Source organism: Flavobacterium sp. (assembly GCF_965277525.1).
Classification (GTDB): domain Bacteria; phylum Bacteroidota; class Bacteroidia; order Flavobacteriales; family Flavobacteriaceae; genus Flavobacterium.
On record NZ_CBDIDC010000002.1, the window covers coordinates 659,168 to 679,722 of the forward strand.

At 34.9% G+C, this 20,555-nt stretch carries 18 protein-coding genes; 11 read left to right on the forward strand and 7 right to left on the reverse strand.

The features are described 5' to 3' along the window. Window positions 1-94: 94 nt before the first annotated feature. From ACQY44_RS04955 to ACQY44_RS04970, 4 genes are all read left to right on the forward strand, one after another. A complete protein-coding gene (locus tag ACQY44_RS04955; RefSeq protein WP_428229288.1) occupies window positions 95-1,723 on the forward strand; it encodes a DUF6377 domain-containing protein in 1,629 nt (542 codons plus the stop codon). 209 nt (window positions 1,724-1,932) lie between these two features. Further along, window positions 1,933-4,149: a glycoside hydrolase family 3 C-terminal domain-containing protein gene (locus ACQY44_RS04960; RefSeq protein WP_428229289.1), complete on the forward strand. Its 2,217-nt coding sequence runs from the start codon at window positions 1,933-1,935 to the stop codon at window positions 4,147-4,149. Between the two features lie 226 nt (window positions 4,150-4,375). After that, window positions 4,376-5,023, forward strand: coding sequence for a DUF1349 domain-containing protein (locus tag ACQY44_RS04965; protein ID WP_428229290.1), 648 nt, complete (start codon window positions 4,376-4,378; stop codon window positions 5,021-5,023). A gap of 130 nt (window positions 5,024-5,153) precedes the next feature. Next, complete coding sequence (locus ACQY44_RS04970; protein WP_428229291.1) at window positions 5,154-6,287, forward strand: acyltransferase family protein; 1,134 nt, start codon at window positions 5,154-5,156, stop codon at window positions 6,285-6,287. A gap of 343 nt (window positions 6,288-6,630) precedes the next feature. Here ACQY44_RS04970 and ACQY44_RS04975 read toward each other — a convergent pair whose 3' ends face one another. Together ACQY44_RS04975 and ACQY44_RS04980 are read right to left on the reverse strand one after the other, a co-directional pair. Beyond that, the gene (locus ACQY44_RS04975; RefSeq protein ID WP_428229292.1) at window positions 6,631-7,737 is read right to left on the reverse strand and encodes an NADH:flavin oxidoreductase; all 1,107 of its coding nucleotides are present in this window, start codon (window positions 7,735-7,737) and stop codon (window positions 6,631-6,633) included. Window positions 7,738-7,743: 6 nt separating this feature from the next. After that, window positions 7,744-8,046 carry an ArsR/SmtB family transcription factor gene (locus tag ACQY44_RS04980; RefSeq protein ID WP_395420508.1) on the reverse strand — a complete coding sequence of 101 codons (303 nt, stop codon included), beginning with the start codon at window positions 8,044-8,046 and terminating at the stop codon, window positions 7,744-7,746. Window positions 8,047-8,204: 158 nt separating this feature from the next. Between ACQY44_RS04980 and ACQY44_RS04985 the strand changes: the two genes are divergently transcribed. The 3 genes from ACQY44_RS04985 (at window position 8,205) to ACQY44_RS04995 (ending at window position 9,673) form a co-directional block, all read left to right on the forward strand. Then, window positions 8,205-8,699, forward strand: coding sequence for a TlpA family protein disulfide reductase (locus ACQY44_RS04985; protein WP_428229293.1), 495 nt, complete (start codon window positions 8,205-8,207; stop codon window positions 8,697-8,699). A 70-nt stretch (window positions 8,700-8,769) separates the two neighbouring features. Further along, a complete protein-coding gene (locus tag ACQY44_RS04990) occupies window positions 8,770-9,174 on the forward strand; it encodes a lysozyme inhibitor LprI family protein (protein WP_428229294.1) in 405 nt (134 codons plus the stop codon). Window positions 9,175-9,199: 25 nt separating this feature from the next. Further along, window positions 9,200-9,673, forward strand: a complete 474-nt coding sequence (locus ACQY44_RS04995; RefSeq protein WP_428229295.1) for a hypothetical protein — start codon at window positions 9,200-9,202, stop codon at window positions 9,671-9,673. 69 nt (window positions 9,674-9,742) lie between these two features. Here the strand turns inward: ACQY44_RS04995 and lpdA are convergent, their stop codons facing one another. Then, on the reverse strand, window positions 9,743-11,149 hold the full coding sequence (lpdA, locus tag ACQY44_RS05000; RefSeq protein ID WP_428229296.1) for a dihydrolipoyl dehydrogenase: 1,407 nt from the start codon (window positions 11,147-11,149) through the stop codon (window positions 9,743-9,745). Between the two features lie 387 nt (window positions 11,150-11,536). After that, window positions 11,537-11,920, reverse strand: coding sequence for a hypothetical protein (locus tag ACQY44_RS05005; protein ID WP_428229297.1), 384 nt, complete (start codon window positions 11,918-11,920; stop codon window positions 11,537-11,539). A 296-nt stretch (window positions 11,921-12,216) separates the two neighbouring features. Here ACQY44_RS05005 and galA point away from each other — a divergent pair, with 296 nt between their 5' ends. Continuing rightward, window positions 12,217-15,048, forward strand: a complete 2,832-nt coding sequence (gene galA / locus ACQY44_RS05010; RefSeq protein WP_428229298.1) for a beta-galactosidase GalA — start codon at window positions 12,217-12,219, stop codon at window positions 15,046-15,048. 215 nt (window positions 15,049-15,263) lie between these two features. On the opposite strand, the gene ACQY44_RS05015 is transcribed toward galA, so the two are convergent. The 3 genes from ACQY44_RS05015 to ACQY44_RS05025 form a co-directional block, all read right to left on the reverse strand. Further along, window positions 15,264-16,814, reverse strand: coding sequence for a DHA2 family efflux MFS transporter permease subunit (locus tag ACQY44_RS05015; protein ID WP_428229299.1), 1,551 nt, complete (start codon window positions 16,812-16,814; stop codon window positions 15,264-15,266). A 224-nt stretch (window positions 16,815-17,038) separates the two neighbouring features. Continuing rightward, window positions 17,039-17,488, reverse strand: coding sequence for a PaaI family thioesterase (locus tag ACQY44_RS05020; RefSeq protein ID WP_428229300.1), 450 nt, complete (start codon window positions 17,486-17,488; stop codon window positions 17,039-17,041). Window positions 17,489-17,561: 73 nt separating this feature from the next. Continuing rightward, the gene (locus ACQY44_RS05025) at window positions 17,562-18,152 is read right to left on the reverse strand and encodes a TetR/AcrR family transcriptional regulator (RefSeq protein ID WP_428229301.1); all 591 of its coding nucleotides are present in this window, start codon (window positions 18,150-18,152) and stop codon (window positions 17,562-17,564) included. 405 nt (window positions 18,153-18,557) lie between these two features. On the opposite strand from ACQY44_RS05025, the gene ACQY44_RS05030 reads away from it, so the two are divergent. The 3 genes from ACQY44_RS05030 (at window position 18,558) to ACQY44_RS05040 (ending at window position 20,535) form a co-directional block, all read left to right on the forward strand. Then, window positions 18,558-19,430, forward strand: coding sequence for a helix-turn-helix domain-containing protein (locus tag ACQY44_RS05030; protein WP_428229302.1), 873 nt, complete (start codon window positions 18,558-18,560; stop codon window positions 19,428-19,430). Window positions 19,431-19,618: 188 nt separating this feature from the next. Then, the gene (locus ACQY44_RS05035; RefSeq protein ID WP_428229303.1) at window positions 19,619-20,035 is read left to right on the forward strand and encodes a (R)-mandelonitrile lyase; all 417 of its coding nucleotides are present in this window, start codon (window positions 19,619-19,621) and stop codon (window positions 20,033-20,035) included. 95 nt (window positions 20,036-20,130) lie between these two features. Then, window positions 20,131-20,535, forward strand: coding sequence for a cupin domain-containing protein (locus ACQY44_RS05040; RefSeq protein WP_428229304.1), 405 nt, complete (start codon window positions 20,131-20,133; stop codon window positions 20,533-20,535). Window positions 20,536-20,555 lie beyond the last annotated feature (20 nt).

The following is a 20,555-nucleotide window of genomic DNA, read 5'->3' on the forward strand; positions in this document are numbered from 1 at the left end:
AATTTGCGACTTACTAAATAATTCATATTTGTATGCGCACTTTCTTATATTTGTAGGTCTCATTATAGCTGTCATTGTTTTGAAAAATTATCTGTTGTTTTTTCTTCTCGTTCTTTTAGGTAGTCCCGTTTATTCAGCGGACAATACAGATACTATTTTATCTAAGCTAAATGATGCCCTTCGAAATAAGGAGCATTATGTTCGTCTTAAAGAAGAACGCATTTTGAATTTTAAAAAAATCAAGTCTGATGATTTAACTAAAGAACAAGAGTACAATTACAACAAAACGTTATATACAGAATATCAAAAGTTCAATTCAGATTCGGCTATTTTTTATGTAAAAAAGAATGTGAAAATTGCCAACGAACTTCAAAATACAGCGTTGTTAAATTTGGCAAATTTGCAATTGGCCACACTTTATTCGTCTTCGGGAAAATACCGTGAGTCCGAAGCTCTTCTCAAAGGCATTGATAAAAAGACTTTATCACGATCCCTGCTTCAAAATTATTATGTCGCTTATAGAGAATTTTTTGAGCATTATGCCGCAAATAGTTACGACATAAAATATATTCAGCAAATACAGGAATATCGGGACTCTTTGCTCACTGTTTTAGAACCAAAGACACTTACTTATCAAATCACTAAGATTCAGCAAGTCATGTCTCAAAAGAAGCTTGCTATTGCTGAGAAGCAATTATTGAAGCTATTTAATTCTATAAAAGAAGATAATCCGCAATATGCTATGATTACCTATCTTTTAGGTAGTATTTATGAGGCAACGCATCAATTAGAATCCAGAAAGAGATATTACGCACTTTCAGCCACTTCAGATCTGAAAAATGCCAACAAAGACAATGCATCACTTCAGGAATTAGCACAGGTTTTTTACGAAAATGGCGATGTCGATATGGCTTATAAACTCACGCAATCGGCTGTTGAAGATGCCCTCTATTGCAACGTTCAGTTTCGTACGCTTTTAATGTCACAGGTGTATTCGATCATCAATACTGTTTATTTAGAGAGAGAAGCACAACGTAAAACAGAATTACAATTGTATCTTTTGTGTATTAGTTTGCTTTCGGCATTTTTGATTGTGGCCATTATTTATGTGTACAAACAAATGAAAAAAGTGTCCAGAATACGTGGTGAACTTTATGAAACCAGTCAGAAATTAGCTGAATTAAATAAAGATATTACAGAAACCAACAACCAGCTGCAGGAACGTAATGCACAACTATCAGAATCCAATCATATTAAAGAAGAATATATTGCACATTTTTTCAGCCTTTGTTCTACTTATATCAATAAATTAGAGAATTACCGTATCATCTTAAATAAGAAAGCCACTGCAAAACAGTTTGACGAGATTTATAAAATGCTAAAATCAACTACTTTGGTGGATAATGAACTCGAAGAATTGTATAAGAATTTTGACATCATCTTTCTAAATCTATATCCCACTTTCGTCAAAGATTTCAATGCACTTTTAATTAAGGAAGAACAGATCGTTTTAAAGCAAGGAGAATTACTCAATACTGAACTTCGAATTTTTGCTTTGATCCGTTTGGGAATTACAGACAGTGTAAAAATCGCAGCCTTTCTTCGCTACTCTTTAAGTACAATTTATAATTATCGCACAAGAGCCCGAAATAAAGCCGCAGTTTCCCGAAATGATTTTGAGGAAATGGTGATGAAAATTGGTTTAATTTCATTGAAACTTTAGAATTTTATTTTAAAAGCACTACTTTTTTTACATTGTATTTTTTGTTAATGGTTTGATAGTTAAATGATTGATTTTTTATTTTACTACTTTTTTTCGTTTACAAATTCAAAACGAACTATAACGTTTTAGCTTTACAGTATTATTAAAAGGCAGATATGATTTTATGTGACCTTTGATTGTAAATTAAATGCTTTAATAAATTAATAGTTATGTTTAAAAACGTTAAAACAATTGTTGTTTTACTTTTGTTGAGCTCGATCGGTGTGAATGCACAGAATAAAGTTCCGGTTTATCTAGATGATAAAAAGCCAATTAATGAGCGTGTAGAAGATGCTCTGAAACGAATGACAACAGATGAAAAAATTGCCATGATCCATGCGCAATCTAAATTTAGTTCACCAGGTGTGAAACGTTTAGGAATTCCGGAAAACTGGATGACTGACGGACCACACGGAATTCGTACTGAAGTATTATGGGACGAATGGGATCAGGCGGGTTGGACAAACGATTCTTGTATTGCATTTCCGGCTTTAACAGCACTTTCTGCAACCTGGAATAAAGAGTTATCTTCTTTATATGGAAAATCAATTGGAGAAGAAGCACGTTACCGTAATAAAAACGTATTGTTAGGACCTGGCGTTAATATCTACAGATCACCATTAAACGGTCGTAACTTCGAATACATGGGAGAAGATCCTTTCTTAACTTCAAAAATGGTTGTTCCTTATATTAAAGGAGTACAAGCTAATGGAGTTGCTGCGTGTGTAAAACATTTTGCTTTAAACAATCAGGAAACAAAACGTAATTCTGTAAACGTAATTGTGGATGATCGTGCCTTGTATGAAATTTATTTACCAGCTTTTAAAGCGGCAGTTCAGGAAGGTGATGCATGGGCAATTATGGGTGCCTACAATAAATATAAAGGACAACAATGTTGCCATAATGAGTTTTTGCTAAACGATATTCTTCGTGGAGAATGGGGTTTCAAAGGAGTGGTAGTGTCAGACTGGGGTGGAGTTAATGACACCAAACAAGCCATTTATAATGGTTTGGATATGGAGTTTGGTTCCTGGACAAACGGACTGACAGAAGGAGCCAGCAATGCATATGACAGTTACTATCTGGCAAAGCCTTATTCAAATATGATCGCCAGAGGTCAGGTTGGAACTAAAGAATTAGATGAAAAAGTTCGTCGTATTTTACGTTTATCGTTCTTGACAACAATGGATAAAAACAGGCCTTTTGGATCATTTGGAACAGAAGAACATGCTAAAGCAGGTTTGAAAATTGCTGAAGAAGGAATTGTATTGCTTCAAAACAAGAATAATATCCTGCCTATTAACCTTTCTAAAACAAAGAAAATTGCGGTTATTGGAGAAAATGCTATTAAAATGATGACTGTTGGAGGAGGAAGTTCTTCTCTAAAAGCAAGATATGAAATTACACCTCTTGAAGGATTAAAGAAAAGAATTGGAAACCAGACTGAAATCGTTTATGCCCGTGGTTATGTTGGAGATCCAACAAGTAACTATAACGGAGTAGTGGCCAAAGTAAGTTTAGAAGACAAACGTTCTCCTGCAGAACTATCTGCTGAAGCTTTAAAAGTAGCTAAAGATGCAGATATCGTTCTTTTTATTGGTGGTTTAAACAAAAGTGACAATCAGGATGCTGAAGGACATGATCGTAAAGAATTAGGCCTTCCATACGGTCAGGATAAATTAATTGCAGATTTAGTTAAAGTAAATAAAAATGTAGTTTTTGTAAATATTTCAGGAAATGCTGTGGCAATGCCGTGGGTAAAAGAAGTTCCGGGAATCGTGCAAGGATGGTTTTTAGGTACAGAAGCAGGAAATGCTTTGGCTGCTGTTTTGGTTGGAGATGTAAATCCTTCAGGAAAACTATCGTTTACTTTCCCTGTAAAATTGTCTGATAACGGAGCTCATGCCTTAGGAGAATTTCCTGGTGGAGATGAAGTAACGTACAACGAAAGCATTTTTGTTGGATACCGTTGGGCAGATAAACAAAAAGCAAAACCATTATTCTCTTTTGGTCATGGTTTAAGTTACACCACTTTCGAATACGGAAAAGTAACAGCAGACAAAAAACAAATGTCGGCAGCAGATCAAATTACATTCTCTGTAAAAGTTAAAAATACCGGAAAGATTGATGGTTCTGAAGTCGTTCAGCTTTATATCAGCGATCTAAAATCTTCTTTGCCACGTCCGATAAAAGAATTAAAAGGATTTGAGAAAATTGCACTTAAAGCAGGAGAAGAAAAAACAGTGACTTTTACAGTAGATAAAACAGCATTAAGCTTTTTTGATGATAAAAAACACGACTGGGTTGCTGAACCGGGAGCTTTTGAAGCGATCGTTGGAGCATCTTCTACAGATATAAAATCTAAAGTGGGATTCTCACTTCAATAATTTCATTATTTCTAAATTGGTTGGTTTGTAAAGCTGCAAGTGTAAAAAGTTGCAGCTTTACTTTTATAAACTATTTTACCATTAAGAGATTAAGAAAAATTAAGCTTTGTGGCTGCTAAGCTTAAAAAACTTTTACCCATTAAGAAAATAAATTTAATCAGCTTCAGGCTTAATTTTTCTTAATCTCTTACTGGTTCAAAAAACATTAATCCTAAAATTAATTTAAATGAAAAACATTGTAATTAGTGCTGTGGTTTTATTTTTGGCACAACACCTTTCGGCGCAAAGTTTAAATAAAATGCAATGGTTCAATGAGCCTGAAAAATGGGAAATCAAAAACAATGCTTTAATTATGAATGTTACCGCAAATAGTGACTATTGGCGTATTTCACATTACGGTTTCACTGTTGATGATGCTCCATTTTATTATACGACTTATGGAGGTGAATTTGAAGCAAAAGTAAAATTAACCGGAAATTATATTGCCCGTTTTGACCAAATGGGATTGATGCTTCGTATCGACGAGAAAAACTATATAAAAACGGGAGTTGAATTTGTTGACGGAAAATTTAATATCAGTACCGTTGTAACACATGATAAAAGCGATTGGAGCGTGACTACTTTAGAAAAAGCACCACCATTTGTCTGGATAAAAGTAGTGAGACGATTAGATGCAGTTGAGGTTTTCTTTTCGTATGATGACAAAAACTACATCATGACCAGAAATGCACCATTACAAGACAATACACCGGTTATGGTAGGCTTAATGGCAGCATCACCGGACGGTAAAGGTTTTGAAGCTAAATTTGAGAATTTTAAAGTAACACATTTACCAGACCAACGCAGATTAGAATGGCTTAAAAATCATCAATAATGTGAGACGCAAAAAGTAAAATGAAAGATGTATATTGTCAACCGGAAATAAATAAATAGTACATTTCACGTTCTGCAAATCACATTTCAAAAAAAATAAAACTAACCTTTAACCACCAAAAATAAAATTTATGAGTTCAATTTCTATGGATATTAAACCAAAAAAACATTACGAAATTCTGGACGGCTTGCGAGGAGTAGCCGCTATTTTAGTAGTGGTCTTCCATATTTTAGAAGCCTTTAATGAGGGAAGCCGTTTCAAACAAATCATCAATCATGGTTACCTTGCTGTTGATTTCTTTTTTCTTTTATCAGGATTTGTTGTAGCGTATGCTTACGATGATCGCTGGGAAAAAATGACCCAGTGGGAGTTTTATAAACGACGTTTAATTCGTTTGCAGCCCATGGTAATTATGGGAATGATTATTGGAGCCATCTTCTATTATTTTCAGGCATCGAATGTTTTTCCGCAAATTGCGGGAATGGAAGTATGGAAAGTAATTTTAACGATGATCATTGGATTTACATTGCTTCCCATTCCACCATCACTGGAAATTAGAGGCTGGGGCGAAATGCATCCGCTTAACGGACCTGCATGGTCACTTTTCTTTGAATATATTGCCAATATTTTATATGCAGTATTATTTCGTAAATTCTCGAATAAGGTTTTAGGAATCTTTGTTTTTATTTTTGCGGCAATGCTGATTAATTATACTGTTTTTGGACCTAAAGGAGATGTTATTGGTGGTTGGTCTTTAAACTTAGAGCAAATGAATGTTGGTTTTACACGTTTATTGTATCCGTTTTTTGCTGGAGTTTTGCTTTCGAGATTAGGGAAGTTAATTCATGTAAAAGGAGCTTTCTGGGTTTGCAGTATTTTGATTATAATTATTTTTTCGATACCAAGAATTGGTGACGAAAACACTTTATGGATGAACGGTTTATATGAGTCATTTGCTATTATTGTGCTATTTCCATTAATTGTAGCTATTGGTGCCGGAGGAGAAATAAAAAATGCACTTTCGGTTAAAATATGCAAAGCTTTAGGAGATATTTCATACCCCATTTATATCATACATTATCCCCTGATTTACTGGTATACAGCATGGGTAATCGATAATAAAGTTCCTCTGAAAGAAGGTTACCTAATCGGAATCGGAGTTTTGATTTCCAGTATCACGATTGCCTATCTATGTTTGAAATTCTACGATGAACCTGTACGCAATTGGCTTCAGAATAAATTTCAGAAAAGAAAAGTTTCTTAAAAAAAAGGGACAAAGAGGCAAGGGTTCAGAGGGACAAAGCGAAAAAAAATGATACTCTGAACCTAATTAAAAATATTGAATTTCTAAATTTTGTTAGTTATAGATATTCAAAAAAGGGATGAAATTTCATGTTTTTATCCCTTTTTGTATTTTTTTTTAAATTGACAGAGGTTCAAAGTGGCAAAGGTTCAAAGAAAGAAAATGCCATTTGAACCTCCAAATTTGAGATACGGCATCAATAAAAAAAGGGATAAACAATTACGTTTATCCCTTTTGTATGTAGTTCAGTTAAGGAAACTTTGCCCCTCTGAACCCTTGCCTCTTTGTACCTTTTTTTTTAAATTTATTCTAAAATCAATTGCCCTAACGCTTCTTTGCTAAAACCTTTTAGTTCATCTGTTTTACCTGCTTTGATTTTAGCGACCCAATTAGGATCAGATAAAAGAGGTCTTCCAACGGCAACTAAATCAAAATCGCCTCTGTCGAAACGTCTGTTCAATTCTTCTAACGAAGTTGGTTGAGAACTTTCTCCTGCAAATGCACCAAAGAAATCACCGGAAAGTCCAACAGAGCCTACGGTAATAGTTGGCGCTCCTGTTACTTTTTTAGCCCAACCTGCGAAGTTTAAATCAGATTCTTCAAATTCAGGCTCCCAGAATCTACGTTGCGAACAGTGCAAAATATCTACTCCGGCATCAACAAGAGGTGTAAGCCAGGCTTCTAATTCTTGTGGATTTTTAGCCAGTTTATAATTATAATCAGAAGGTTTAAATTGAGAAAATCGCATGATCACAGCGAAATCATTCCCTACTTGTTTTCTGATTTCTTTTACCACTTCAATAGCGAAACGATTACGTTCCGGAAGTGTTTTTCCACCATAAATATCCTCACGTAAATTCGTTTCAGCTCTAAAGAACTGGTCAATCAAATATCCGTGAGCTCCGTGAATTTCGATCGTATCAAAACCTAATCTCTTCGCGTCAGCAGCAGCTTTTCCAAAAGCAAGAATCGTATCTTCAATATCTTTTTCAGACATGGCCACGCCGTTTCTGAAATCAGGTCGGTTTAATCCGGACGGTCCTTCAAAAGGAACTGGCGGAACCCATCCTGAATGGTGATTGTCCATGATTCCCATATGCCAGATTTGTGGTCCCATAGAACCTCCGGCAGCATGAACTTCATCGATTACTTTTTTCCATCCCTTTAGCGCTGCTTCGCCGTAAAAATGCGGCACATTAGCATCATTAGAGGAAGAAGCCCTGTCAATAACAGTTCCTTCAGATAATATTAAACCCACATCTCCTTCAGCTCTTTTTTGATAGTAAGAAGCTACTTCGTCAGTTGGGACTCCGTTTGGAGAAAATGAGCGCGTCATTGGCGCCATTACGATTCTATTTTTAAGATTTAACGTTTTTAAGTTAAATGGCGAAAACAGGTTGTTTGTACTCATAGTAATTTACAAATTAGATTGAATTAATTTACTAAGTGCTTCAAAGGCACCTTCGTTACGTTTATAATAAGTCCATTGTCCAACGCGTTTAGATTCTATGAATCCTGCACGTTGTAGAATAGACAAGTATTCAGAAACTGTTGATTGCGTTAAGCCGGCTTTGGCTTGTATTTGTCCCACACAAACTCCGTGTTCGAATCCTGCATGTTGCAATTGATCCGGAAAGTTTATTTCGGGCTCTTTTAACCATTCCAACATTTGCAATCTGGACTTATTAGAGAGTGCTTTAAAGATTTCTATATGCTCCATGGTGCAAATATATCGACTTTTCCCGATATGCCAATTTAGAAGATAATTATTTAGGATAATTTTAAGATCAGGGAAATAAAAGAGTGGAAGATTTGACAAAGAAAATTTATATTTGCTTAGAGATTTAAAAAGCCCCAACTCAATAAACTTAATCAATTATGAAAAAAACGTTACTTATTTTAGGATTCTTATGTGGTGTTATAACCAGTTCAAAAGCCCAAGTCGTTGGACTAGATGTAGGTGATATTGCTCCCGAAATTGATCTTCCGGATACAAAAGGAAATAACGTGGCACTTTCTTCATTGAGAGGAGATTACGTTTTAATAGATTTTTGGGCATCATGGTGCGGACCCTGCCTTAAAGAACAACCGGAATTAATAAAATTGAACAATACTTATGCGGGTAAGTTTTCTATTTACAGTGTTTCTATGGATACTAAAAAGCCGCTTTGGTTAGCCGCAATCGCAAAGCAGAAATTGCCATGGACACAAGTAAGTGATTTAAAATATTGGAATTCTCCGGTGGTTGGTACTTATATGCTTCAATCTGTACCATTGAATTTTCTGATCGACAAAAACGGAATTATCTTAGCCAAAAACATTCATGGAAATGCATTGAATGAAAAGGTTAAAAGTTTGTTGGCAGCACAGTAAAAAATTCAAACTAATGAAAACTTTGAGTATATTGCTCCTTTAACAAAAGCGTAATAATAATACTTAAATCATGGTTCAAAAATCAATACTATTCTTCTTTGTTCTCTTTTCATTCAATTGTAATGCACAAACGATGGAAACGGTCAGTAAATTGAAAACTTCTTACCAAAAATGTTTAGACAGCGGAAGCGGAATGAAAAATTGTGCGATTGAGTATTACATTGAATCCGATAGTTTACTGAATGTTGCTTACAAAAATTTAAAACTAAAATTAAGTTCTAAAGAGCAATCAAAATTGAAAAAAGAACAATTAGACTGGATAAAAAAACGTGATCTGTATTTCGAAAAGGTTTATTCTGATACTAAAAAAGAAGGGCATTTTGTTGAAGGAAGCAGCGATTTTGATATGGTCGTTTTTGACGAGAAAGCAAATTATATTTTTGCAAGAGTAAAAGAACTCATTAAAAAAATGTAAACTTGCTTTAAAACAAAATTGATCAATGGAATCAAAACTCAGTTTATCTGAATTTAGAACGAGATTAAAGAATAATACGGAAGTTGGTTCTTTAAAAGCACAGTTAAATCTGTTTAGGATATTTCCCCGGTTTGGCGGAATAAAGCCCTTTTATGGACTTTTTGATGATAAAAGTTTTCGTTTGACTTTAAATTCACCAGCATCACCCACCTATTTTGTGATAAAAGGAAAATACAAGAATGTAAATAACGTGCTTAAAATAAGCTACATTATTGAACCTAACAGTAAGTTTCAGTTGCTTTGGGTACGATTTTCTCCGGTAGTTTTTCTAATAGCACTGAACGTCTTTTTTCTTTTTTTTGGAAGAGGACTTAGAAAAGCGTCTACAATTGTAAGTTTGTTTCTGCTTATTCTCATTTTCTTCTCAAGATGGAAAGAGGAAAGAAAGTGGAAAAAATTAGAACAAAAGTTTATCAGGATTTTTGAGATTATAATATAAACTTCACTTATTTTTTATTTCAGGTTTCAACTAATTTGAAACCTGAAATAAAGAAATCTAAGATTTTTTTTAAATATTAATAGCTCCTTGTCCGGACGCAATCATATACGCTTCCTTCAAGGTTTCAGAATAGGTGGGGTGAGCATATGAAATTCGGAACATATCTTCGTCGGTTACTTCATATTCCATGCCGATAACTCCCTGCGCAATTAAATCGGCAGCTCGGGGACCAATAATATGCATGCCTAAAAGTTCGCCGTATTTAGGATCTGAAAGCACTTTCGAAAAACCATCTTTTTCCATTGCTGCTCTGGCTCTGGCACTAGCAGAAAACGGAAATTTACCAACACGATATTCGATGCCTTTTTCCTTTAGTTCTTCTTCTGTATAGCCCACAGAAGCTACTTCTGGCCAGGTATAAACAACCCCGGGAATTAATCTGTAATTAATATGAGGTTTTTGCCCGTTAATGGTTTCGGCAACAAATATCCCCTCTTCTTCGGCTTTGTGTGCTAACATGGCACCTGCAACAACATCACCAATAGCATAAATATTTTCGACTTTTGTTTGAAGTTTTTCGTTAGTAACGATTCGGCCTTTATTATCTAATTCAATAGAAGTGTTTTCCAATCCTAAACCTTCAGTATAAGCTTTTCTTCCAACGGCAACTAAACAATAATCAGCAGTAATTTCTTGTGTAACATTTGCGGTGTCAAGAAAAGTAACTGTTGCATTTTTGCCATTATTTTTAGCTGATTGCACTTTGTGACTTAATAAAATCTTGATATTTTGTTTGGCAAATATTTTTTTTAGTTCTTTTCCCAGTTCTTTGTCCATTGTTGGGATTAAACTGTCTGCATATTCAATTATGGTAATTTCAACTCCAATTCGCGCATAAATCGATGCCATTTCTACACCAATTACACCGCCGCCAATAATTACCATTGTTTTAGGTTTATCAGGAAGCGAAAGAGCTTCGGTCGAAGTGATAATACGAATTTTATCAATTTCAACTCCCGGAATTGTGGCAGGTTTAGAGCCTGTTGCAATAATATAATGAGTAGCCGAAATTGTTGTTGAAGAGCGGTCTGTTGTTTTTACATTAATTTCTTTATCATTTAAAAATGAAGCCATTCCTTCAAAAACTTCAATTTTGTTTTTTTTCATCAAAAAGTTAAGTCCAGCAATATTTTGCTCAACGACTTCTGATTTTCTTTTAATAAATTGTGGAAAATCCAGACTTAATTTACCCGTTATAATTCCGTGAGTTGCAAATTTGGTTGCTGCTTCATAATAATGTTCAGTGCTGTCCAGTAATGCTTTTGTGGGTATGCAGCCTACATTAGTGCAAGTGCCGCCTAATGCTTTATATTTTTCGACAATAGCCGTTTTATAACCCAATTGCGAACATCGAATGGCTGATGCATATCCACCAGGTCCAGAACCAATAACAATGATGTCAAATTTTGTTTCCATAGATAAAATTAATTTTGTTTAACACCTAAACTGACTTAAAAAATCTTATAATTGAATAAGAAGTTAGAATGTCTTTATTTTAAGTTTTTTAATGTAAAAATAAATAATTATATTTTTATGTAGGAATATTTTTATTTTATATTATTTTATTAAAGTGTTATATTTACGAATTTGTACATTATATTTAAAAAAAATAAAATTGCCTAATATAAAGTAATCAATAAATTTCACCTTGTTTGGTGTCTTTAAATATAAGAAATTTTAGGTTATCACAGAAGTTGTTTTTCCTTTTAAATTAATTATTTCGTGGAAATATAGATAAGGAAATATAGCTGTAAGTTATGGTAGAAAGAAAGTTGTAAATAAAAGATTGGATCAAGGTTAATTTTAATTTAATCTGTCAGAATGATCCCGAACGCCGCCAAAACTTGTTTTTAGCATTTCTCTAACTTGAAATTGCGTTTTGTTTCTGGTAATGTTTTTCCATTCATTAAAATCAAAAATATGGATTTCCTGCGCATTCGGATTGGTAACGAAAGAAAGTCTTGCAATCGAATATTTGTAATATTTTAATTCGTGGGATATATGGCGATCCGGAACGACAATAAGTATAGTCTCCCATTCCAGGAAATTTTTAGGAACATCCTCTCTTTCTGTTAAACCCAGAGCTTCAAAAAAGGCAATGATCTTCTGATCATTAAGTTTATCGATTTTTTGATCGACGCGTTTAATGGTGCTAATAAGCTTATTTTCATCTTTAATAACACTCATAATTGTAGTGATTTTTCTTTGTTTAAGTTAATTTCAATATAAAATTACACCAAAACAAAATAAATTAACAGAATAGGGGCAATAGAATGATTCTAAATTTTAACAGAACATTTTATTAGTTTGTATTTCAATTAGTAAAAGAGAAATTTAAAAGAGTTTTGAAAGCGAAAGTAATGCGCTTTATAGTTCAAAAAAGACATGAATTGGTGTAATCAAATATTATATTTTGATAAAATACTATTGATTTATTCCGCTTAAAAGCCATATTTTTATCGCTTTAGCTAACCACACTACTTATGAAAACTATTTTTCACAAAGAAATTTTGCTGTATTTTATTTTATTAGTCTCCTTTAATTCATTGGCTCAACATAAATCAGATCGGGAATTGATCTTAATAGATAAAGAGTGGCATTTTTCGTTGGGACATTTGTATGATACTCAAAAAGATTTTGGACATGCAGAGGGATATTTTTCCTATTTAGCTAAAACCGGTTTTGCAGATGGTCCCGCTGCCCCGGGCTTTGATGATCGTGCCTGGAGAAAATTAGATCTTCCACACGATTGGTCTGTAGAGCAATCTTTTAGCGAAAAAGCAAGTTATAGCCACGGGTTTAAAACTTCCGGAAAAGGTTTTCCTGATAAAAGTATTGGCTGGTACAGAAAAAAGATCATGATTGCTCAAAGTGATGAGGGAAAAATTATATCGCTGAGATTCGATGGCGTTTTTAGAAATTCAAAAGTATTTTTCAATGGTCATTTTCTTGGAACAGAAGAAAGCGGTTACAACGGATTTGAATATGATATTACTGCTTATATTAATTATGGCGGAGAAAATACGATTGTAGTGCGCGCAGATGCTTCGATGGAAGAAGGTTGGTTTTATGAGGGTGCAGGGATTTACCGACATGTTTACCTCCAAAAAACGAATCCGTTGCACGTGATCCAAAACGGAACTTATGTAACTTCAGAAATTCAAAATACTACTGCTGACGTTACTGCCGAAGTCACGATTGAAAACAAAGGGAATTATAAAGGAAAAATCGAAGTTTTACAGACTGTTACAGATGCTTCGGGAAAAGAAGTTGCCAGTATTACTGAAAATGCGTCGGCACCTGATTTTTATAAAACAGCCAAATTCACTTCAAATATAAAAGTCAATAACCCTTTATTGTGGGATATTGATTCGCCTAATTTATACCGTTTGCTGACTCAGATCAAACAAGAAGGAAAGATTGTAGATCGTTATGAAACCAATTTCGGAATCAGAACCGTTAAGTTCGATCCTGAAGAAGGTTTTTTTCTTAACGGAAAACCTCTAAAATTAAAAGGAACAAACAACCATCAGGATCACGCCGGAATAGGAACTGCTTTGCCGGACGAGTTGCAATATTACAGAATAAAAAAGCTCAAAGAAATGGGGTCGAACGCTTATCGTTGCTCACACAATCCGCCAACTCCTGAATTGCTTGATGCCTGTGATAAGTTGGGAATGCTGGTGATTGATGAAACCCGTTTGATGGGAATTAATGAGTATCATCTCAACGATTTGAAACGCATGATAGAACGCGATCGCAATCATCCGAGTATATTTTGCTGGTCGGTTGGTAATGAAGAATGGAATATTGAAGGCGGAATTGTAGGCGAACGCATTACCAATGTGATGCAGGGATTTAGTAAAAGTATCGATCCTACGAGACCTGTCACAGTTGGAATCAGTAGTGGTTTTAAAAGCGGAATATCCTCGGTAGTCGAAATTATGGGGTATAATTATATGGGAAATGGTGATATCGATGCGCACAGAAATGAGTTTAAAAAACAACCCGGAATGGGAACGGAGGAAGGTTCTACATTTGCAACGCGAGGTATTTATTTTACAGATGATGCCAAACATTATCAAAGTGCTTACGACAAAAAGCCCCGCCCAAGCTTTTACAGTATCGAAGAAGGCTGGAAATTTTATGCCACACGCCCTTATCTGGCAGGGATGTTTATCTGGACCGGTTTTGATTATCGTGGTGAACCAACGCCTTATGGCTGGCCATCGGTTACGTCTTATTTTGGGATGATGGACGTTTGCGGTTTCCCGAAGGACAATGTTTTTTATCTCAAATCATGGTGGGGAAGCGCTCCGGTTTTACATATAATGCCCCACTGGAACTGGAGCGGAATGGAAGGAAAAGAAATTGATGTCTGGGTGCATTCTAATTGTGAGGAAGTAGAACTTTTCCTGAATAAAAAGAGTTTGGGAAAAAAGAAAATGGAACAATATGGCCATTTGGAATGGAAAGTGAAATATGCGCCCGGAACCTTGGAAGCTATTGGGTATAAAAACGGCAAGAAAATACTAACGGATGTTCAAAAAACAACCGGAAATCCTGCGAATATTAAACTTTCAGTAGATCCTGAAAATCTGGCTAATGCAAATGTTGCCGTAATTACGGTAGAAGTTACAGATAAAAAAAGCCTGCACGTCCCAACCGCAAACGATGAAATTACATTTACCCTAAAAGGTGGGAAAATCTTAGGTGTAGGAAACGGTGATCCTACTTCATTAGAAAAAGATCAGTTTAGGGACGACATTACTCTTGTTCCCATTACTAATTTTGAAGAAAGAAAGCAGTTGTCTGTTGATGGTGTGAATCAATCTTTAGACGAAGGGAATGCATGGGTAGCAGCTTTTCAAGACAGAGATTATAAAAATCAGGCGGCGGCATATATTTACAGGGGTAAATTTGAGTTGAAAGATAATTTACGATCCAATATTGTTGATTTCTTTTATAAAAAAATTGGAGCAAACGAGTCTGTTTTCATAAACGGAAATTTAATTAATGCAAGTGCAGAGGATTCTCAAAAATATCATCTTGACAAAACTGTTTTAAAAGAAGGAGCTAACGTTATTACTATAAGAGCTTCGCCTTTACAGAAAGTAAAAGACTGGGATGTTATGAATACGGATCCGGGTATTATCCGGGTAGTAGCACCATCAGAACCTTGGAAACGTAAATTGTTTAATGGTTATGCGCAAATCATTATTCAAAAAGACGAGAGTGGAAGTGAAGTTATTTTATCGGCTTCCGCCAAAGGACTAAAGGCAGGTGTCTTGAATATTAATTTAAAGAATAAATAGAACTTTTTATATTATTGCGGTAAATTATATGTCGCTCCGCTGGAGCTTTGTTAATAGTGGTACCTTAATTTTCTAAAAATATAATGTTGAGTTCGTTTTTAAAATATTTAAATTAAAATAAATCCCAGAAGGATGCCATATTTATAGAAAATGATTAACCACGATCACAAAAGCCCAGCGGGTGATATATAATAAAATTTGTAGCTCTCATTTTTTTAATGATCAGAAATAATCATATTGGTTTTTGGTTTCTTCGATTTGTTCATTACAAATAAAAGAAGCGGTAAGGTCACTACAAAAAATAACCCAACAAGAAAGAAAGCATCTCTGTAACTCAATAAAGAAGATTGTTTTAATATAATACTTTCCATCAATTTCAGGGCTTTTAATTTTGCTTCATTATAGGCGAAACCTTTGCTTTGAAAGTATTTTATATAGGCATTGATTCGATCCATGGCAATTACATTATAAGGCGTAACATTTGAAACGAGTTCATTTCGATGCGCAAAAAATCGGTGGGCAACATAGGTGTTGATGATTGAAACGCCGAAAGAACCACCCAATTGTCGCATCATATTGTTGAGTGCTGCACCTTGTCCAACATCTTTATCGTCGAGAGATGAAACAGCCAACATCGTAAGCGGAACTGTTAGTAAAGCCATTCCTAAAGCACGAAAGATAAGAGAAGTTGCTACTTCAGCAGCACTTGTGTTGAGTGTCATCCCGGACATTCTCCAATTGAAATAAATAAACAATAGAAATCCTGCAGCGATGATAATGACCGGCGAAACTCCTTTTTGCAATAACGTACCGCATAATTTTAATGCCAGCAAAGCAAATAATGCTCCGGGAAGCAAAAGCAACCCGGTTTGGTAAGGAGAAAAACTCAAAAGCCGTTGAGCCACAACCGGAGTGATATAAATGGAAATGAACATTCCAAATCCGGTTACAAAAGTCAGAACAGCTGCAATACTCAAAGATTTGCTTTTAAGTACGCGAAGATTCACGACGGGTTTGTCTATAGATAATTCCCAATAAATAAAAAATAGTAAGGTGCTCACAGCAATAACGGTTAATATTACAATATATCGGGTTTCGAACCAATCTTCGACTTCGCCTCTTTCTAATACCGTTTGCAATGCACCAACCCCTATGGCTAGTAAGGCAATACCAGTCCAGTCGACTTTGGTAATTTCAGGTTTAACAGCCGGTTCTCTTAACAAGAAATAACAAGAAATCATAACCAGAATACCAATTGGTACATTGATTAAAAAGATCCAAGGCCAATCATAATTTTCGGTAATATAACCACCAAGTGTTGGCCCAATAGTGGGTCCGATGAAAATTCCTGCCCCAAATAATGCTCCTGCTGTAGATTGTTTGTCTTTTGGGAAAAGTTCAAAAACCACAACCTGAGAAATAGATAACAAAGCTCCACCGCCAATTCCCTGAAAGAACCTGAAAAAGACCAGCATCCAGATATTAGAAGAATGTCCGCACATAAAAGAACAGAAAGTAAATAGAATGACAGAGCCAATATAATAATTGCGTCGCCCCAGATTGGCGCTCAGAAAACTGGTAATAGGGATAATGATTACGTTGGCAATGGCATAAGCAGTAATTACCCAGGAAGTATCTTCGAGCGTTGCGCCAAGGTTTCCACTCATGTGAGAAAGCGCTACGTTTACGATCGATATATCAATCAATTCCATAATCGCAGCCAGAATGACTGTGAATATGAGCATTTTTCGGTGTAATGGTGTCATAAAACTATTTTATACCGATTGGTATATTTTTGGTTAAAAAAAAGGTTGTGTTGTAAAATGTAAAATGTAGTTGATAAAAAATCTAAACACATAAAAACATAGATTTTATAGAAATAAAAAGATATCAAAAAACGAAACAGGTTTCTTTCACACAGCTTAATGTATCAAAAGTGAAACGCCTTTGTTTAGTTTACAAAATCTATGTTTCTATGTGTTAAAAAAAATCACAGTTCTTTCTTGATAATATTGGTTTTAAGAAGATTAGAAGTCGCTCTTGCAATTAATCTGGTCTGATCTTTGTTCCAGATCTCGCATTGTGCATTTACGATTTGTTTTCCTTTTCTGATGATGGCTGTTTGGGCAATAATGGTATCTCCAACAAAAGCAGGGGCAAAGTAATCGACAACAAGGTTTATGGTGGTGTAAAAAGTTTCTTCATCTAAGGAAAACATTGTGGCACCAATGCAATCATCAGCGATTGCAGCCGTTACGCCACCGTGTAAACTCTTCACCGGATTCGACATTTCTTCACGAACTAAATATTTAAATGTCACCGTACCTTCTTTGGCAGCAACAACTACGGGTTTCATCCAAAGCATAAAAGGCGATGGAGATGCTGTAAATTCTTTGTCAATGTGGTTTTGTAATACTTGTAATCTCGTTAATTTTTCCATTAGGTTTTATTGTTTATTTTTAATACTGATCGGTATATTTTTATTCAAAAAAAAAGTACTTTAGTTATTACTTTTATTCTAAGTCCTCTATGATTTTGGTTAGCGAAAGCATGATAGTAGATAAATGAGATAAATTTCCTGTTATTTTAGAAATCATTATAGCGCCTTCAATAATGGCAATGATAGTAAACGCTGTTTTTTCGGGATCAATATCTTTGGCCTTAAATTCTCCGGCAATAATGCCTTGTTCAATAAAGTAGACCAATCTGTCTTTCCAGGCGAGAATCGTATTTTCAACTTTTTTCCTAAGTATGGAGTGCGTGTCGTCAGCTTCTGTGGCCGTATTAATGATAGGGCATCCGCCTTTGGTAATCCTTAAATCATAATAGTCAGAATACAACCTCGGATAAACTAATAATTTGTCTTTAAAAGTAGTTTGCTTTTCTGTCTCCTTTGTAAAAGTGTCCTGAAGTTTTTTTACATTAAACTTAAAAGCGGCAATGGCCACTTCGTCTTTATTTTCGAAATTACCATAAATACTTCCTTTTGTCAGTCCGGTAGCTGTGGTAATATCGCTCATAGAAGTTCCGCTGTATCCTTTCATATTAAAAATAGGAGCGGTTTTCTCGATAATAAATTGCTTTGTTTTTTCAGCTTTACTCATGATTGGTAAATTTAACCGCAAATATATACCGATTGGTATAATTAAGCAATTTTTTAGTTGTTTATTTTGTTTTAGGTTTTGAAATGGATCAGTGTTTGCATAAAATTTAACCGCAAAGCACGCAAGGATTTACACAAAGTCCTTTAAGTTTTTTTAATCTCGCAATCCCGATAGCTATTGGGAGCTAAGGCACAAAGTTTTATACTAATTTTACAATTTTAAGACATAAAGTTCACAAAGTTAATTGACAAATCTTTGCGTTCTCTCCGTTTATCAAGATAATTTACTGTAAAAAAAACTTTGCGGACTTTTCGGTTAAATTCTTGTTACCCTCATTTCAAACCTGAAACAAAAAAACTTGAAACCCGAAACTAAATTTTTGTTTGATTTTCATAACTTTGCAAAATGAAAGAGCAATTAGATTTTCAGGCTTCGGAACTTGGTATAAATGATTTAAAACTGAAAGGTTTTAAAGTATACGAAGTAAGTGATGATGTAAGTAAAATTCCAACTTACAATCGCAGGGATTTTTACAAGATTTGTATTAATACGAGTCAGAGCCTTATTCATTATGCAGATCGTGGTATAGAAACTGATGGTACAATATTATTTTTCGGAAATCCACATATTCCGTATTCATGGGAGATTATTTCTCCGGCTTATCATGGATATGCCTGTGTTTTTACCGAGGAATTTTTAAAAGTAAACGATCGGTCTGAAAGCCTTCATGAATCGCCTTTGTTTAAAATTGGCGGAACACCCATATTTGCGTTATCTGCTGAGCAAAAAGTGTTTATAGATTCGTTGTTTCAAAAAATGATCGAAGAACAAGATACGGATTATGTGTTTAAAGATGATTTAATCCGTAATTATATCAATTTGATCTTGCATGAATCGATGAAAATGCAACCTACAGAAAACTTCTTTAAACATAAAAATGCATCATCAAGAATTACCTCTTTATTTTTGGAACTTCTGGAAAGACAATTCCCAATAGAAACAAAAAATGAACCATTGGTTTTAAAAACGCCTCAGGATTATGCACAAAGTCTTGCGGTACACGTCAATCATCTGAACCGTTCCGTAAAAGAAGTTACCGGAAAACCTACCACAGCTCATATTACAGAAAGGATTATTGGTGAAGCCAAAGCATTGCTGCAACATACAGACTGGAGTATTTCGGATATCGGATATTCTCTCGGATTTGAGTATCCAAGCTATTTTAACAACTACTTTAAAAGACTCACGGGAACGATCCCAAAATCGTTACGATCGTAAATTGTTTCATATTCTTAATTTTTTGTTTGATTATTGTTATTTCTGATTGTCATTACCAAAGTAATTTTGCCGTGAAATAATTAGTATTAACCTCTATCGGTTTTTCGCTGACTAAATATAACTTCTATAAAGCGCATTCCAGCTTTCTGATTTAGTTTCCAGCACTGATATACAAAAACGAAATAATTATGAAAGAACCAAAAAATCAATTAAATGAAACTATTTTCCCAAAAGGAGATTTAGCTTCAGCGGATTACTTTACAGGAAAAGCGTGGGTGAAAATGTTGGTTCCTAATGATCCGGTTTTAAATACCGCAGTGGGTAATGTTGTTTTCGAAGCAGGCGCCAGAAACAACTGGCACACGCATCCCGGCGGACAAATTCTAATTGTAACACAGGGAACAGGATATTATCAGGAAGAAGGAAAACCAATTCAGTTACTTCAGGAAGGTGATGTGGTGAATATTCAACCCGAGGTAAAACACTGGCACGGAGCTTCTCCTGATGGTGAATTTACCCATATTGCAATTAGTACCAATACCGAGAAAGGTATTGTAGACTGGCTTGAACCAGTAACAGACGAACAGTACAATAGCTTTAAATAAATAAGGTAAAAGTGTTGTTTGGCGAGATCTAGCGATTAATTAACGGTTTTGTCAGGTCTTATTAGAATAAAAATCAATCTCAAAAAATCCATTTTATGTCAACACTTTATACTTCTGCTATTGAAGAGGGAAAAATCCCTAATACTTTCATGACCGGTGATGTTTCTTATAAAAAACAAACCAGTAACATTCATCCGGACAATACGGTGATCAAAGAAATTTCTTTTGAACCCGGTTCGAGATGCAAGTGGCATATTAATGCAAGTTTACAATTATTTATCGCAACAGACGGAATAGGCTATTTTCAGGAAAAAGGCACTCCCATTCGATTACTTCATAAAGATGAGGTGGTGACCATTTTACCTGGTGTAGAACATTGGTATGGCGCAACACCTTTCAGCCGATTTTCACATATTAGTATCATTACAGAAATAGACAAGGGAAAAGGAATCTGGTTAGAAAGCGTGACCGATGAGGAGTACAATAGTTTTGGAAAGTAGTTTAAGTTTTGAGTTGCTAA